The sequence below is a fragment of the Acidovorax sp. 56 genome (assembly GCF_002749705.1).
Lineage (GTDB): Bacteria > Pseudomonadota > Gammaproteobacteria > Burkholderiales > Burkholderiaceae_C > Acidovorax.
On the sequence record NZ_PEEV01000001.1, the window covers coordinates 2,206,797 to 2,221,475 of the forward strand.

A 14,679-nucleotide genomic window follows, 5' to 3' on the forward strand; every position below is an offset into this window, starting at 1 on the left:
AAAAAAGAAAATCAAGGATAGAAAGCCAGCAGGCGGTAGCCCGCCACCCGCGCGCCCCCCGTTGTGACCAACACAGACACTGCGGCATTCCACTCGCCACCTGCAGGCAGCTCTTGGGGCGCCGACATCTCTGAGGGCAGCAGCACCCGCCGCAGCACCGGTTGGTCTTGCGCATCGGTCAGCGTCAGTTCCACGGCCGGCATTTCCAATGGAAGGGTGGCGCGGCTCTTCATGGTGATGGCCAGCACATAGCTGTCACCGCGCGCTTTGTTGAAGGACGAACTGTCAATCACAACATCGCTGATCTGCCGCTGGGGCGCCAGTACGCACTGCAAGGGCTCGCACAGCGCCAACAAGGCTGGGCGCAGCCGCGGCTCCATGGCCGCCAGGCGATTGCGCTCGTGTACCGCCACCTGCCCTGCCAGCACGGCCAGCAAGCCAAGAGACACGGCCACCAAGGCCACTCGCACCAAGGGTTTTCGCCAAAACGCACGGCGGCGTGCGGCCTTCACAAAACTCACATCTTCGGTGGGCGTGGCATCTGCGGTGGCGTCGTCGTCATCATCGCCCGCCGCATCCGCCAGCAGCTCCGCCGGGGCGCTGGAGGAAGCTGGCGGCTCCTTGCGCTCCGAATCGGTGGACACCGACGGAAACGCCACAGAAGGCAGCGCCAGAGCTGGGGCGACCTCGCCATCGACACCGTCTACGACGTCCCGACCCTCACCCAACACCGAGGTCTCCAGGGGCTGCTTTTTCGCACGCCCCGCATTGCCTGCATCACCCTCCAACCGCTCAAGCCGCTCCGCAGGCTGACTCTGTGCAGCCTCCAAGGCCGACACCTGCACCGCTTGCTGGGCAGGCGGGTCTTGGGGCTTGGTGGGCAAGTCCAACGGAGGATACGGTGCATGGACCTGGGAATCGGACTCGGGCGTGGCCTGCGGTGCTGCCGCAGCAGCCCCATCGGCTGGCGCAGGCACAGCAAGGCCCTGCGGCAATTCCAGGTCCTCTGCCAAACCCTCTGGGAGCAAGGCAGTGTCTGCAAAATCTTCCGCGTAGGGCAGCTCGTAGCCGCCAGGCAGTGGCACAGGTGCCTGGGCAACCTGTGCAGCAGGAGCCTCAGGGGCGGCCACGGGCACGGGGGCACGCGTGCCCTGAAGCACCAGCTCCAACATATCGGCCGACAGGATGCGGCTTTCCTGCCGCTCCACGATCACAGGCCGAACTGGCACAGGCGGTGGAACCGGGGTCGAAACCTGGGGCGGATTCCGGGGAGTGGGAGCAGCAGGTGCGCCACCCCACGCAAACGGCGCCAACGGCTCCAAACCCAGCTCCGTACCTTGCGGATGCCCATCGCGGTCACCCGCTGAGGCTGCGGCGAGAAAGGCAGGCAGCACAGGGTCGGGAACCGCCAGCACCTCTGGCAAAGGGGCCTGCGCCCGGGCTGGACTGCTGGCCGGAGCAGAAGGGGCTACAACCGCAGGGGCCTGCGGCTTGGCCACGGCAGCCCCTTTGGCGGCGACTGGTGCCGATGCGGGGGGAGCCCCCCAGGCCCTGGTCGATTCATCCGCACGCGCCACGGGCTGGGGCGGTGGGCGCACATCGGTCAGAGAGACATCGGGCAGCAACGCTGGCGGCGGTGCGGGCATCAGAAACTCGGAGGCGTCAAACACCTCAGCGCAATTGCCGCAACGCACCCAGCCTTCAGAAATGCGCAGCTGATCCGCGACCACTTTGAACTGGGTCGAGCAGGCTGGGCAGCGTGTAATCTGGCTCATCTGCAATGGATTGTAGAGCGCACACCCCGCAGCCTGCGGGGCCTGCAGGCACAGATCAACGGCTGGCCGTCATCAAGATCCAGCCGTCTTCCTTGTCGGCCACCTGCAACTGAAGCCAAGGCGAGTACGCCTCTTGCAGCTCCTGGGCCTGGCGCTCCAAAATGCCGGCCAGCACCAGGTGTCCCCCGGCCGCCACATGGCTGCACAGCAAAGGCGCCAACACCCGCAACGGCGTCGCCAGGATATTGGCCAGCACCGTGCAGTACTCGCCCTGGGCCTTGTCAGGCAAACCCGCCTTCAGTTGCACGCCATTGGCCTGCGCGTTTTGCAAGGTGGATTCGACCGCTGCCGGGTCAATGTCCACCGCATCAATGTCCACGGCGCCAAACTTGGCAGCGCCGATGGCCAGGATGCCGGAGCCACAGCCATAGTCCAGCACACGCCCCAAGGTGCTTGCGGTGCTTGTGCCATCGGCCGCCACAGCCCCATTGCGCGCAATCCAGCGCAGGCACATGCGGGTGGTGGGGTGTGTGCCCGTACCAAAGGCCAGGCCCGGGTCCAGGCGAATGCTGCGCACCGCCTGCGCTGGCAACTCATGCCAGGTCGGCACGATCCAGAAATCTGGTGTGATGTCCACCGGGGCAAACTGCGATTGGGTCAGGCGCACCCAGTCTTGCTCAGGCACATTGGCAATGCCCAGCACCTGGCAACCCTCAAAAAAATCTTGCACTGCCAGCAACTGCTGAGCTTCCTCTGCAGCCGCTTGGGTGGGGAACAACGCCACGACCCGGCTGCGCTGCCAGCCATCCTTGGGCGGAGGCATGCCCGGCTCGCCAAACAGCGCCTGCTCGGCATCGGTCTGCGCGTCCGCGTCTTCCACCGAAACGCTCAAAGCGTCCAGCGCATCCAGCGCGTCGCTCACCGCTTCGATGCGGTCTTCAGGGCACATCAGGCTCAGCTCAAACATGAAAAACGCCTCTTTGCAAAAATGAAATGCTGGCACCCGTCTCCAGGTGCCAGCATGCTGGGTTGCTCAGCGCTTTATCAGCGCTTGTGTTGCGACAGCCACTCTTCCAGGTAGTGGATGTTGGTGCCGCCAGCCATGAACTTGGCGTCCACCATCAACTCGCGGTGCAGCGGCACGTTGGTGTTGATGCCTTCGATCACCGTCTCGGACAGCGCCGTGCGCATGCGGGCCAGGGCCTGCTCGCGCGTGTCACCGTGCACGATGATCTTGCCGATCATCGAGTCGTAGTTGGGTGGCACGAAGTAGTTGGTGTACGCATGCGAATCCACACGCACGCCAGGGCCGCCCGGGGGATGCCAGGTGGTGATGCGCCCGGGGGACGGGATGAACTTGTACGGGTCCTCGGCATTGATCCGGCACTCGATGGCATGGCCACGGATCTCGATCTGGCGCTGGGTGAACGGCAGCTTTTCGCCAGCGGCGACCATGATCTGCGTCTTCACGATGTCCACGCCGGTGATCCACTCAGTGACGGGATGCTCGACCTGCACGCGGGTGTTCATCTCGATGAAGTAGAACTCGCCGTTTTCGTACAGAAACTCGAACGTGCCCGCACCGCGGTAGCCGATCTTCTTGCAAGCGGCCACGCAGCGCTCACCGATCTTCTCGATCAGCTTGCGGGGGATGCCAGGGGCCGGAGCCTCTTCGATCACCTTCTGGTGGCGGCGCTGCATGGAGCAATCGCGCTCGCCCAGGTACACCGCGTTGCGGTGTTTGTCGGCCAGCACCTGGATTTCGATGTGGCGGGGGTTCTGGAGGAACTTCTCCATGTACACCGCAGGATTGCCAAACGCAGCGCCCGCTTCGGCCTTGGTCATCTGCACGGCATTGACCAGCGCGGCCTCGGTGTGCACCACACGCATACCGCGACCACCACCGCCGCCTGCGGCCTTGATGATCACGGGGTAGCCCACGGCCTTGGCGATGCGGCGGATCTGGACCGGATCATCGGGCAGTTCGCCCTCAGAGCCCGGCACGCAAGGCACGCCCGCCTTGATCATGGCCTGCTTGGCCGACACCTTGTCACCCATGGTGCGGATGTTGTCGGGTGTAGGGCCGATGAACTGGAAGCCGCTCTTTTCTACGCGCTCGGCAAAGTCGGCGTTCTCCGACAGGAAACCGTAGCCAGGGTGGATGGCCTCGGCGTCGGTCACTTCGGCGGCCGAGATGATGGCGGGCATGTTGAGGTAGGACAGCGGCGAGGGCGCAGGGCCGATGCACACGGCCTCTTCAGCCAGCTTGACGTACTTGGCGTCACGGTCGGCTTCGGAGTAGACCATCACGGCCTTCACACCCAACTCATGGCACGCGCGCTGGATACGGAGAGCAATCTCCCCGCGATTCGCAACGAGAATCTTTTTGAACATGGGCGCCTTATTCGATGACGAACAGCGGCTGTCCGTATTCCACGGCTTGGCCGTTCTCACCCAGGATGCGGGTCACGGTGCCCGACTTGTCGGCTTCGATTTCGTTGAGGATCTTCATCGCTTCAATGATGCAGATGGTCTCGCCTTCCTTGACCTGGCTGCCCACTTCCACAAACGCCTTGGCGCCTGGGCTGGACGAGCGGTAGAAGGTGCCCACCATGGGCGACTTGACCACATGGCCTGTGGGCGCCGCAGCCGCAGGGCTGGGCAACTCGGCCACAGGGGCGGCCACCGGGGCAGCAGCCGCCACGGGGGCTTGCATGGGGGCGGCTACATATTGCTGAACCACGGCGCCGCCGCTCTTGACGATACGGACTTTGCCTTCGGCCTCGGTGATTTCGAGTTCGGAAACGTTTGACTCGGAAACGAGGTCGATCAAGGTTTTGAGTTTTCGCAGATCCATGGAAGCTCCAACGGCTATAAAACTAAATAGGGCGCGAATTTACTCTAATTTCGTACTACCTCAGCGATTGGGAGGTAATTTTCACCAACATCAAAGCCAAAAAAGCGGGTGAAACAGCGCCAAAGGCCAGGCAGGCGCCCTGCGAAAGCACTGCAGCGCCTATCGCAAACTGGCCCACTGCTGCAAATCCTGGGCCGTGACCTGCCCCATTTTACGATGCAGCACACGCCCCCCCTGCCCCAAAACCACGGTGAACGGCAGGCCACCGGTGAGGTTGCCCAGCGAGCGCCCCAGCTCCGTGCCCCCCATGCCCGCCAGCCCCACGGGGAAATCCAGCGGCAAGCGGCCCAGGAACTTGCGCACAGCCGAGGGCTGGTCGATGGCCAAGCCCACCACCTGCCAGCCCTTGGGGGCGTTTTCGCGGTAGAAGGTGTTGAGCATGGGCAGCTCGTCCACACAGGGTGGACACCAGGTGGCCCAGAAGTTGAGCAACACCGGCTGGCCCTGCAAGGCTTTCATCACCAAGGGCGCGCCACCCGCAGGGGTGTCGAACTCCATGCCCCACAGCGCAGCTTCAGCCCCCTCTTGCTGCGCATGGGGCTGCAAGCGCCACCACGCCAGCCCGGCGCCGCCCAGCGCCGCAGCCCCGGCCACGGCGCCATAGAGCCAGCGCCTGCGCGCGGCCTGGGCCGTGTGGTCAACGGATGGGGCGGCAGATGAGGTATCAGGCGGCACGCTCATGGGGCGGTCTCTTCCAGCAAGCGGCGCACGGCCGTCACATCGCCACGGGGGGTGCGCCCCTTGGCGTCGGGCTTCAGAGCCCCCCGCAAATCGTCCAGGTCATAAATCATCAGGTGCACACCAATCATTTCATTGAGTTCTGCGCATTTGCTACCCAGGCTGAGCGCTTCGACCGATTCGCCGTGGAATCCGGTCACCGTGCGCGGCTCGTAGTCCACATGGTGGTCGATCAGCGCAATCTCGGCCGACTTGGAATCATCGCAAAACAGCTGGATGTAAATGTCCGACAGGCGCGTGGCCGTGCCATGCCACACCGCCCCGGCCAGGTGCGGGCGAAACTCGGCCATGCGCACCATCCACACCAGGGCCAGTTGGCGCAGGGCGCGCAGCTCGCGGGGCTGGGTGTCGGCACAAAAAATATCCAGGTATTCGCGCACAGCGGCCTCCACCTGGTCGTTGTCGGGCAGCGGGGTGCGGGCGGGCAAGCCCATCTCGCGCACCGCGCGGCGCTTGGCGGGGCCCCATTCCAGCCCCTCTTCCACGACGATGCGGGCCGTGGTGGCGGCGATTTCGGCACTCAATGGGGTGGGATTAGGCATAGGAAAACCCTGAGGGATTCAGCAGCCGCCATTGTGGCGCGAATGGGCGACGCAGCGAGCAGCACCGCCCGCACGGGTTCGAGGGTTTCTCAGCCAATGCCTGTTAACGGTCTTGCTGAGCAAAAACACTATCAGAACAATAGCTGCTAGCGCTTTATCCACCTGCCATATCTCGGTTTTTTATTGTGAATGCGCGCGCATCTGCGGCTTGCACCTGCCCCACAGCAACAGCGCATGCCCTCGGAGGGCGCCACAGCGCGCTGCGGCGGAGAAATTCACTATAAAAATGGCCGCTAACTCTTTATTTATAAGCGCTAGCAGCTATCATTTTTTATTAAACCGCCACCTCCCAAAGGCAGCAGGCACGCTCACCTCCTCAATCCAGGCTAGCGCCCGACTCCTTGACCACCTTGCCCCACTTTGCACTTTCGGCCTGGATGAAAGCAGCGAACTGTTCAGGGGTCTCGCTGTAGGTTTCTGCGCCCTGCTCGTTGATCTTCTTCGCCACATCGGTCTGGTTCAGCACATTCACGAGCGCCTTGTTGAGCTGGGCCAGCACCGGCGCGGGTGTACCGGCAGGCGCAAACATGCCAAACCACGAGGTGGCTTCGTAGCCTGGCACCCCGGTCTCGGCGATGGTCGGCACGTTGGGCAGCTCGGGCGAGCGCTTGGCCGTGGTCACGGCGATGGGCACCAACTTGCCGCTGCGCACATGCTGGATGGCCGAGGGCATGTTATCGAACATGATGGCGATCTGGTTGCCCAGCAAGTCCGTCACTGCCGGGGCGCTGCCCTTGTAGGGCACGTGCACCATGTCCACCTTGGCGAGGCTCTTGAACAGCTCGCCCGACAGGTGGATGGAGCTGCCATTGCCCGACGAGCCAAAGTTCACCTTGCCGGGGTTGGCCTTGGCGTAGGCGATCAGGTCCTTCACCGTCTTGAACGGCTGGTTGGGGTTGGCCACCAGCAGGTTGGGCACATTGGCCACGCGGGTCAGCGGCGCAAAGTCTTTGATCGGATCGAACGGCATCTTCTTGTACAGGCTGGCATTGATGGCGTGCGTGCCCACCGTGCCCATGAACAGCGTGTAGCCATCGGCTGGTGCCTTGGCCGCCATGGCGCCGCCGATGTTGCCACCCGCACCCGCCCGGTTGTCCACGATGACGGACTGGCCCAGCTCAGCAGTCAGCGCCTGGCCGATGATGCGCGCCAGGATGTCGGTGGTGCCGCCAGCCGCAAAGGGCACGACGATGGTGACGGGCTTGGTGGGATAGCTCTGGGCCAGCGTGGCCGAACTGCCCAGCAGGCCTGCACCCGCCAGGGCTGCGGCAGCCACGGCAGAAAGGGCCTGGCGGCGGGTGGTTGGAATGCGGTTCATGGTTTGTCTCCTTCAAAAGGTGGATGAAATCGGTGCCATGGCTGCGGCAATTGACCGCGCCATGGCCTCAACCAGGGCTCTGCGGCCCCGGGCGAGAAGGTGTTGCGCCCCGTTGGGGGCAGGGAAATCAGGACAGGGTGTGAGTTGCTCTAAACCGGGGCCACCCCCAGCGTGGTGCCACCACACACGTACAGAACCTGGCCCGTCACGAAACCGTTGTCGGGCGACAGGAAGAACAACGCCGCACGCGCCACGTCATCTGGCGTGCCCATGCGACCCACGGCGATGCTGTTCAGGATGCGCTGCGTTTGCGGCACGCCCTCAGGGTTACTCTGGCGGAACAGTTCGGTGGCAATCGGCCCGGGGCCAATCGCGTTGACGGTGATGCCGTCGCGCCCCAGCTCCATGGCCAGCGTGCGTGTCATGCCGATCATCCCGGCCTTGGTGGCCGAATACACGATGCGGTCGGCCTTGCCCAGGGCAGCACGCGACGACATGTTGACGATGCGGCCCTGCCCGCTGGCACGCAGCGTGGGCAAAAACGCCTGCACCAGCAGCATGGGCGCGCGCAGGTGCAGGCCCACCACGTCGTCGAGCTGCGCGGTGGTGGCGGTGTCGATGGTGCCGGGGCGCGTGGCGCCGGCGTTGTTCACCAAGGCCGTGACGTTGTGCTTTTCAGCGATCTCGGCGGCGCGTTCGCGGGTCGGTGCCTCGTCGGTCAGGTCGCCCTGGTAGGACGTGAGCAGCGGGTGGCTCCAGGTGGGCAGCACGTAGTCCAGGTTGACCACAGCGCGGCCCTGGGCCAGCACGGCCTCGGCGATGGCGCGGCCAATGCCGTTGCTCGCACCGGTGATGACGGTGACGGCAGTGGCAGGAATGCTTTTGGAATCTGCCACGGTCACACACGCTCCAGGATGATGGCAATGCCCTGCCCCACGCCAATGCACATGGTGCACAGCGCGTACTGACCAGCGTGCTCGTGCAGGCGGTTGACGGCGGTGGTGACCAAACGTGCGCCGCTGGCGCCCAGCGGGTGGCCCAGCGCAATGGCGCCGCCCCAGGCGTTCACGCGGGCGTCGTCATCCTTGACGCCCAGCGCGCGCAGCACGGCCAGGCCTTGCGCGGCAAAGGCTTCGTTCAACTCGATCACATCCAGGTGGTCGATGGTCAGGCCCGTCTGTGCCAGCACCTTGAGCGTGGCGGGCGTGGGGCCAAAGCCCATGATGCGCGGCGCCACACCGGCCACGGCCATGCCCACCACGCGGGCGCGGGGCTTGAGGCCGTACTTGGCAGCATGGGCTTCATCGGCCAGCAGCAGCGCGCAGGCGCCGTCGTTCACGCCGCTGGCGTTGCCCGCCGTCACCGTGCCATCGGGCCGCACCACGCCCTTGAGCTTGGCCAGCGCTTCCAGGCTGGTCTCGCGGGGGTGTTCGTCCTGGCTCACGATGAGGGCGTCGCCCTTCTTTTGCGGGATGTGCACCGGCACGATCTCGCGCGCCAGGTGGCCGTCCTTGATGGCCGCCACGGCGTTGAGCTGGCTGCGCAGCGCCATGCGGTCCTGCGCCTCGCGCTCGATGCCGAAGTCGGTGGCCACGTTCTCGGCGGTTTCGGGCATGGAGTCCACACCGTACTTTTCCTTCATCAGCTTGTTGATGAAGCGCCAGCCGATGGTGGTGTCGTACACCGCGTTGTTGCGGCTGAAGGTCGACTCTGCCTTGGGCATGACAAAGGGCGCGCGGCTCATGCTCTCCACACCGCCAGCAATCATCAGGCCTGCCTCGCCCGCCTTGATGGCGCGCGCTGCGGTGCCCACGGCATCGAGCCCCGAGCCGCACAGGCGGTTGATGGTGGCGCCGGGCACGTCGATGGGCAGGCCTGCGAGCAGGCTGCTCATGTGGGCCACGTTGCGGTTGTCTTCACCGGCCTGGTTGGCGCAGCCGTAGAGCACGTCGGTCACGGCCGCCCAGTCCACGCCGGGGTTGCGGTCCATCAGCGCCTTGATGGGGATGGCGCCCAGGTCATCGGTGCGCACGCTGCTGAGCGCACCGCCGTAGCGGCCAAAGGGCGTGCGGATGGCATCGCAGATAAAGGCTTGTCGTTGGCTCATGGGTTTGTCTCCTGGAATCTAAAAATGGAATCAGGCTGCGGGGCGGATGGGCAGGCCCACCAGCTCCTCCAGCTCGGCCAGTGACAGGCCGGGCACGGTGTCGATGAGTTGCAGGCCGGTGGGGGTGCAGGCCAGTGTGCACAGATCGGTGTAGATGCGCTTCACGCAGGCGACACCGGTGAGGGGGTAGGTGCACTGCGTCACGATCTTGCTGGCGCCCTGCTTGGTCAGCAGATCCATCATCACCCAGGTCTGCTTGGCGCCAATGGCCAGGTCCATCGCGCCGCCCACGGCGGGGATGGCGCCGGGCTCCCCCGTGCTCCAGTTGGCCAGGTCGCCCGTGGCCGACACCTGGAAGGCGCCCAGCACGCAGATGTCCAGGTGGCCGCCGCGCATCATCCCGAAGCTGTCGGCATGGTGGAAGTACGCACCACCGGGCAGCAGTGTGACGGGCTGCTTGCCCGCGTTGATGAGGTCATAGTCTTCCAGCCCCGCCGCGGGCGCCGGGCCCATGCCCAGAATGCCGTTCTCGCTTTGCAGGATGACTTCACGCCCCTCGGGGATGTGGTTGGCAACCAGGGTCGGCTGGCCGATGCCCAGGTTGACGTACGCACCGTCGTGGATGTCTTGCGCCACGCGGCGGGCGAGTTCGTCTTTGCTCCGTTTTTGATAGCTGATCACGCTTTCTCCTTGTGCGCCAGAGGCTCTTTTTATATGCAATCAGGCGGTTTTCTTGAAGCCGCCTGCCTGCGTGGCAGTGCGCGCAATCTTCACAACGTGGCTCACGTAGATACCCGGCGTGACAATGGCTTCGGGGTCCAGTGCCCCCAGTTCGACCACTTCGTGCACGGTGGCGATGGTGGTCTTGGCCGCCGTGGCCATCACCGGCCCAAAGTTGCGGGCCGACATGCGATAGGTCAGGTTGCCCCAGCGGTCGCCCTGCTCGGCCTTGATCAGGGCGACATCGCCGTGGATGGGGTACTCCAGCACGTAGTGCTTGCCGTTGATCTCGCGCGTTTCCTTGCCAGCGGCCAGCTCGGTGCCATAAGCCGTGGGGCAGAAAAAGGCGCCGATCCCCGCCCCTGCAGCGCGCAGGCGCTCGGCCAGGTTGCCCTGGGGCACGAGTTCGAGTTCGAGCTTGCCGCTGCGGTACAGCTCGTCGAACACGTAGCTGTCCACCTGGCGCGGAAAGCTGCAGATGATCTTGCGCACCCGGCCGGTCTTGAGCAGCGCCGCCAGGCCCTGGTCGGCATTGCCCGCGTTGTTGTTCACCACCGTCAGGTCGCGCGCGCCGTGTTCCATCAGGGCGTCAATCAGCTCACCGGGAATCCCGGCAGTGCCAAAACCGCCAATCAGCACCGTGGCACCATCGCGCACCCCGGCCAGCGCCTGTGCGGCCGAGTCGGCTATCTTGTTGATCATGAATCCTTGTCTCCTGCAAAACGGATGGATGGGACCACTACCCCGGCGCCCCGACCTTGGCTTGAACCGGCAGCACGCCCATCAGCACATCGATTCAAAACACCGACCCCAAATGTTCGCATAAAGAACATTTGTTCGTATAATGAATTATAGAGACTGAGCCCACCATGCCTACCCCTGAAAACCCCGAGGCCACCTCGGGCTTGCCTGCGTCCGCCCCTTCATCAACCCCTGCAGCGGCCAAGCCGCCCAGCGCCCCCAAGCCGGGCGACAGCTATGTGCAATCGTTCGCGCGGGGGCTGGAGGTCATCCGCTCGTTCAGCGCAAGCGCACCCCAGCAAACCTTGAGCGAGGTGGCCGCCCAGACAGGCCTGACCCGCGCCGGGGCACGCCGCATCCTGCTCACGCTGCAAACGCTGGGCTATGTGGAAACGGACGGCAAGCTGTTTCGCCTGTCGCCGCGCATCCTGGACCTGGGCTTTGCCTACCTGTCGTCCCTGCCGATGTGGAACCTGGCCGAGCCGGTAATGGAAGACCTGGTGGAGCAGGTGCGCGAGTCGTCCTCTGCCGCCGTGCTCGATGGGCTGGACATCGTCTACGTGCTGCGCGTGCCCACCCACAAAATCATGCGCACCAACCTGGGCGTGGGCTCGCGCCTGCCCGCACCCTGGACATCGATGGGCCGCGTGCTGCTGGCCGGGCTGAGCGACGACGCCCTGCAAGCCCGCCTGTCCACGCTGGAGCTGCAACCCTTCACCGCCCACACCGTCGCCGACCTACCCACGCTGCTCGAACGCATCCGCCAGGCCCGCACGCAGGGCTGGTGCCTGGTGAACCAGGAGCTGGAAGAAGGCCTGATCTCGATCGCCGCCCCGCTCACCAACCGCACGGGGCAGACCGTGGCCGCCCTCAACATCAGCGGCCAGGCCAACCGCACCAGCGCCGAGCTGATGCAGCAAACCCTGCTGCCGCCACTGCTGCGTGCTGCGCAGACCATCTCTCGCATGATGGGGGCAGCACGGCGCTGACGCGCTGACGCACTGCCCACCAAGCCCCGCTGGGCACAAGGCAAGAAGGGGCGTGCTACGCTCGCGCCCCATGTTCAGCCCCTCCCAAGCCGATGTGCGCCGCTTCCTGTGCGGCGTGCACGCCAAAGCCCAAAGCGGCGCGCCCATGGAAGCCATCGAAACGCTGGCCAGCCTGTGGATTGCCGAGCACCCCGAGTACCACGCAGACCTGTCGGATGTGGACGCGGCCATCGCGCGCAACTACGACGAGACACCGCAGCAAACCAACCCGTTTCTGCACCTGTCCATGCACCTGTCGATCAGCGAGCAATGCAGCATTGACCAGCCACGCGGCATTCGCCAGGCGGTGGAGCTGCTGGCCAAGCGGCTCGACTCGCTGCACGACGCGCACCACGCTGCCATGGAGTGCCTGGGCGAGATGCTGTGGGAGAGCCAGCGCTCCGGCCGCCCGCCCGATGGCAATGCCTACATCGCCGCGGTGCAGCGCCGCGCCACGCGCGATTGAACCACCGCACACACTTCAGACGCCTCACCAGACACAGCACAGCGTGTTCAGATCGCGATTGATATCCACCCTTTAGGCTTGAGCCGATGCTTCACTATTTGCTGCACGCCTCGTCGGTCCCATGGCAAGACCAGTTGCTCTACGCCGGCCTCATCGTCTTGACCATTGCCCTTATTTTTCTGGGCCTGTGGTGGCGCAGGCGTGCGGCACGCCCCCGGCAGGGGGACTTTGCAGCCCTGGTGGAGCAAGGCAACGTGTCGCAGGCCCTGGCTGCGCAGGGCCAAAGCCCACTGCAAGACGCAGCCCACGCATGGCAGCAAACGCAGCACACCCTGCAAAACGTCAAATCGGGTGTGCAGCGGTTCCTTGCCTTGATCTGGGCACTGCTTTCGGGGCTGCTGTGTGCCATCAGCGTGTCCGCCGTGATCAGCGATATCTGGAACTTCCCTGCGGTGAATTGGGGCCTGTTTGCTTTCTACACTGCGCTCGGCGGTGTCAGCGCCTGGTTCACCCGAGTGCAATGGCGTGACTTTCGCGGACGTTAATAGGCAGCTCTTCGGCCTGCCCAAAAGGCCAGCGCACTTGAGCACTTGAGACTGTCTGCAGGCATGCCCCGCACCGGTGGTGCCGCCACAGATGGGCACGGCCTTGCTGACAAAACCGCCTTCAGCTATATATTTGATAGCTGCCTGCTTTGGATTGGCAAGCGCTTCGGGCGTTTTCTTCTTCGATGCAGAAATACGACAAGACCGCAGCGTGACACACGGCCCATGCAGGCAACTGACTACACTCAGTTCACTTTTTTTCAACAGCCCCTCACCCCAAGGGCGGTACACCATGTCTTTCATCTCTGCACGCAGCCTGCTGGCGGCTGCCATGCTTGTCGGCACCGGTCTGTCGTCTGCCCAAGCAAACAATCTTTTCAAGTGCACAGACGCACGCGGCCAGGTGGTTTACTCCGACCGGGCCTGCGCCAGTGAGGCGCCAACACCTTCAGCTGCCGCTACCGCATCTGGCAAAAATGCCGCCAGCTTCAGCAACGCTGCCGTCAAAGGCAAGATCACCGAGGCAGCCATCGCCGCCATCCTGCGGCAGGCCATTGATCTGGGAACACGCGGCGACTACAAGGGCCAATGCGCACTGGCCGCACCAGACATTGCCTTCTCCATCACCGATAACTCGACCAAGCCACCCGGCACGATGGCGGGCAAGCGCAAGGAACTGTGCGAACTGCAACGCGCCTCTGCACAGACCATGGCATCCAACGGTCTGCGCGCCAGCGTGCAGCAGTCCGGGGTGCAGATCAAGATCAACGCCGATGGCACACAGGCCACAGCCAAGCACACGCACACGCACACCACCACCGCGAAGGAGGACCGCGAAGTGGTAATGGTGCAGACCTGCCAGCAAGAAGATGCGTTCGGCATCTACGACGGCAAAATCCTCTACAACAGCGTGCGATCAGTCTGCAAGCAGATCTCCTGACCAAGGCACCAAGCCACACAAAGCAAAAGGCCCGCAGATGCGGGCCTTTTGCTTTGTGTGATGGGTGAAGGTCGCGGTGTCAGACCTGAAAGCTCTGACAGCTGCCAGTCATCAGCGAAACCGCGACTGCGGCACCACTTGCAAGTCGCCTTCGACACTGCCCAGGTAGCTGGCCAGGGCCTTGAGCTCGGCGTTGGAGAACTGCTTGGCCACGCCGCCCATGATGGCGTTGCTGCGGCCCAGGTTGGGGTTGCGCGCATCGGCCTTGTACGACTTCAGGGCCACAAACAGGTAGTCGGCGTGCTGGCCTGCCACCTTGGGGTAAGACGGGTCGATGGGCTTGGCAAAGTTGTCACCGTGGCAAGAAACGCAAGCGCCTTTCTTGAGCAGCTCGGCCACTTGCACGCTGGGTTCGCGGGCAGGCTTGGCGGGCAGCTCGGCGGCCTTCTTGCCGTGTTGTTCGTAGTAAGCAGCCACGTCTGCAATGTCTTGCTCAGACAGCGAATCAGCGATGCCGCGCATGGTGGGGTGCTTGCGATCGCCCTTCTTGTAGGCGTCCAGTGCAGAGGCAATGTACTTGCCGCTTTGGCCCGAAATCATGGGCACTTTGTGCACTTCAGGAAAGCTGGCCTGGTAGCCCGGAATGCCGTGGCAGCCAATGCACATGGCGATCTTTTTCTCGCCTGCCTTGATGTCACCCTTGACTTCCTGTGCATGAGAAACAGCGGTCACGGAAGCGACAGCCAAGGCAAATATCGTGGTCAGCGTTTTGTTCATTTTGC

General features: G+C 64.1%; 16 protein-coding genes. 4 read left to right on the forward strand and 12 right to left on the reverse strand.

Going from position 1 to position 14,679, the window contains the following annotated elements:
• Positions 1–11: 11 nt before the first annotated feature.
• From CLU88_RS09735 to CLU88_RS09785, 11 genes are all read right to left on the reverse strand, one after another.
• Complete coding sequence (locus CLU88_RS09735; RefSeq protein WP_099656418.1) at positions 12–1,775, reverse strand: zinc-ribbon and DUF3426 domain-containing protein; 1,764 nt, start codon at positions 1,773–1,775, stop codon at positions 12–14.
• A 55-nt stretch (positions 1,776–1,830) separates the two neighbouring features.
• Complete coding sequence (gene prmA / locus CLU88_RS09740; protein WP_099656419.1) at positions 1,831–2,742, reverse strand: 50S ribosomal protein L11 methyltransferase; 912 nt, start codon at positions 2,740–2,742, stop codon at positions 1,831–1,833.
• 77 nt (positions 2,743–2,819) lie between these two features.
• A complete protein-coding gene (accC, locus tag CLU88_RS09745) occupies positions 2,820–4,169 on the reverse strand; it encodes an acetyl-CoA carboxylase biotin carboxylase subunit (RefSeq protein ID WP_099656420.1) in 1,350 nt (449 codons plus the stop codon).
• 7 nt (positions 4,170–4,176) lie between these two features.
• A complete protein-coding gene (gene accB / locus CLU88_RS09750) occupies positions 4,177–4,632 on the reverse strand; it encodes an acetyl-CoA carboxylase biotin carboxyl carrier protein (RefSeq protein ID WP_099656421.1) in 456 nt (151 codons plus the stop codon).
• A 159-nt stretch (positions 4,633–4,791) separates the two neighbouring features.
• Positions 4,792–5,373 carry a TlpA disulfide reductase family protein gene (locus tag CLU88_RS09755; protein WP_099656422.1) on the reverse strand — a complete coding sequence of 194 codons (582 nt, stop codon included), beginning with the start codon at positions 5,371–5,373 and terminating at the stop codon, positions 4,792–4,794.
• Positions 5,370–5,972, reverse strand: coding sequence for a hypothetical protein (locus CLU88_RS09760; RefSeq protein WP_099656423.1), 603 nt, complete (start codon positions 5,970–5,972; stop codon positions 5,370–5,372). Before CLU88_RS09760 ends, CLU88_RS09755 begins: the two co-directional genes overlap by 4 nt.
• Before the next feature lie 376 nt (positions 5,973–6,348).
• Positions 6,349–7,350, reverse strand: coding sequence for a tripartite tricarboxylate transporter substrate binding protein (locus CLU88_RS09765; RefSeq protein ID WP_099656424.1), 1,002 nt, complete (start codon positions 7,348–7,350; stop codon positions 6,349–6,351).
• Between the two features lie 149 nt (positions 7,351–7,499).
• Positions 7,500–8,228, reverse strand: coding sequence for an SDR family NAD(P)-dependent oxidoreductase (locus tag CLU88_RS09770; RefSeq protein ID WP_099658768.1), 729 nt, complete (start codon positions 8,226–8,228; stop codon positions 7,500–7,502).
• Positions 8,229–8,248: 20 nt separating this feature from the next.
• Positions 8,249–9,457 (reverse strand): 3-oxoadipyl-CoA thiolase, encoded by a 1,209-nt coding sequence (gene pcaF / locus CLU88_RS09775; RefSeq protein WP_099656425.1) that lies wholly within the window; start codon positions 9,455–9,457, stop codon positions 8,249–8,251.
• A 30-nt stretch (positions 9,458–9,487) separates the two neighbouring features.
• Positions 9,488–10,138 carry a 3-oxoacid CoA-transferase subunit B gene (locus CLU88_RS09780; protein WP_099656426.1) on the reverse strand — a complete coding sequence of 217 codons (651 nt, stop codon included), beginning with the start codon at positions 10,136–10,138 and terminating at the stop codon, positions 9,488–9,490.
• A 39-nt stretch (positions 10,139–10,177) separates the two neighbouring features.
• Positions 10,178–10,879 (reverse strand): 3-oxoacid CoA-transferase subunit A, encoded by a 702-nt coding sequence (locus tag CLU88_RS09785; RefSeq protein ID WP_099656427.1) that lies wholly within the window; start codon positions 10,877–10,879, stop codon positions 10,178–10,180.
• Between the two features lie 167 nt (positions 10,880–11,046).
• On the opposite strand from CLU88_RS09785, the gene CLU88_RS09790 reads away from it, so the two are divergent.
• The 4 genes from CLU88_RS09790 (at position 11,047) to CLU88_RS09805 (ending at position 13,897) form a co-directional block, all read left to right on the forward strand.
• Positions 11,047–11,907, forward strand: a complete 861-nt coding sequence (locus CLU88_RS09790) for an IclR family transcriptional regulator C-terminal domain-containing protein (RefSeq protein WP_099656428.1) — start codon at positions 11,047–11,049, stop codon at positions 11,905–11,907.
• Positions 11,908–11,977: 70 nt separating this feature from the next.
• Positions 11,978–12,412: a DUF1841 family protein gene (locus tag CLU88_RS09795; protein WP_099656429.1), complete on the forward strand. Its 435-nt coding sequence runs from the start codon at positions 11,978–11,980 to the stop codon at positions 12,410–12,412.
• Between the two features lie 86 nt (positions 12,413–12,498).
• Positions 12,499–12,957, forward strand: a complete 459-nt coding sequence (locus tag CLU88_RS09800; RefSeq protein ID WP_099656430.1) for a hypothetical protein — start codon at positions 12,499–12,501, stop codon at positions 12,955–12,957.
• A gap of 292 nt (positions 12,958–13,249) precedes the next feature.
• Positions 13,250–13,897, forward strand: a complete 648-nt coding sequence (locus CLU88_RS09805; RefSeq protein WP_158235591.1) for a DUF4124 domain-containing protein — start codon at positions 13,250–13,252, stop codon at positions 13,895–13,897.
• A 111-nt stretch (positions 13,898–14,008) separates the two neighbouring features.
• Here CLU88_RS09805 and CLU88_RS09810 read toward each other — a convergent pair whose 3' ends face one another.
• Positions 14,009–14,674 carry a cytochrome c gene (locus tag CLU88_RS09810; protein WP_099656432.1) on the reverse strand — a complete coding sequence of 222 codons (666 nt, stop codon included), beginning with the start codon at positions 14,672–14,674 and terminating at the stop codon, positions 14,009–14,011.
• Between the last annotated feature and the right edge of the window lie 5 nt (positions 14,675–14,679).

What these genes read in the sequence shown, in the direction of transcription:
- CLU88_RS09800 (WP_099656430.1), top strand. Translation starts at nt 12,499, where the DNA reads ATGCTTCACTATTTGCTGCACGCCTCGTCGGTCCCATGGCAAGACCAG.
- CLU88_RS09795 (WP_099656429.1), top strand. Translation starts at nt 11,978, where the DNA reads ATGTTCAGCCCCTCCCAAGCCGATGTGCGCCGCTTCCTGTGCGGCGTG.
- prmA (WP_099656419.1), bottom strand. Translation starts at nt 2,742, where the DNA reads ATGTTTGAGCTGAGCCTGATGTGCCCTGAAGACCGCATCGAAGCGGTG.
- CLU88_RS09755 (WP_099656422.1), bottom strand. Translation starts at nt 5,373, where the DNA reads ATGAGCGTGCCGCCTGATACCTCATCTGCCGCCCCATCCGTTGACCAC.
- CLU88_RS09790 (WP_099656428.1), top strand. Translation starts at nt 11,047, where the DNA reads ATGCCTACCCCTGAAAACCCCGAGGCCACCTCGGGCTTGCCTGCGTCC.
- CLU88_RS09735 (WP_099656418.1), bottom strand. Translation starts at nt 1,775, where the DNA reads ATGAGCCAGATTACACGCTGCCCAGCCTGCTCGACCCAGTTCAAAGTG.
- CLU88_RS09760 (WP_099656423.1), bottom strand. Translation starts at nt 5,972, where the DNA reads ATGCCTAATCCCACCCCATTGAGTGCCGAAATCGCCGCCACCACGGCC.
- CLU88_RS09810 (WP_099656432.1), bottom strand. Translation starts at nt 14,674, where the DNA reads ATGAACAAAACGCTGACCACGATATTTGCCTTGGCTGTCGCTTCCGTG.
- CLU88_RS09785 (WP_099656427.1), bottom strand. Translation starts at nt 10,879, where the DNA reads ATGATCAACAAGATAGCCGACTCGGCCGCACAGGCGCTGGCCGGGGTG.
- CLU88_RS09805 (WP_158235591.1), top strand. Translation starts at nt 13,250, where the DNA reads ATGTCTTTCATCTCTGCACGCAGCCTGCTGGCGGCTGCCATGCTTGTC.
- accB (WP_099656421.1), bottom strand. Translation starts at nt 4,632, where the DNA reads ATGGATCTGCGAAAACTCAAAACCTTGATCGACCTCGTTTCCGAGTCA.
- accC (WP_099656420.1), bottom strand. Translation starts at nt 4,169, where the DNA reads ATGTTCAAAAAGATTCTCGTTGCGAATCGCGGGGAGATTGCTCTCCGT.
- CLU88_RS09765 (WP_099656424.1), bottom strand. Translation starts at nt 7,350, where the DNA reads ATGAACCGCATTCCAACCACCCGCCGCCAGGCCCTTTCTGCCGTGGCT.
- pcaF (WP_099656425.1), bottom strand. Translation starts at nt 9,457, where the DNA reads ATGAGCCAACGACAAGCCTTTATCTGCGATGCCATCCGCACGCCCTTT.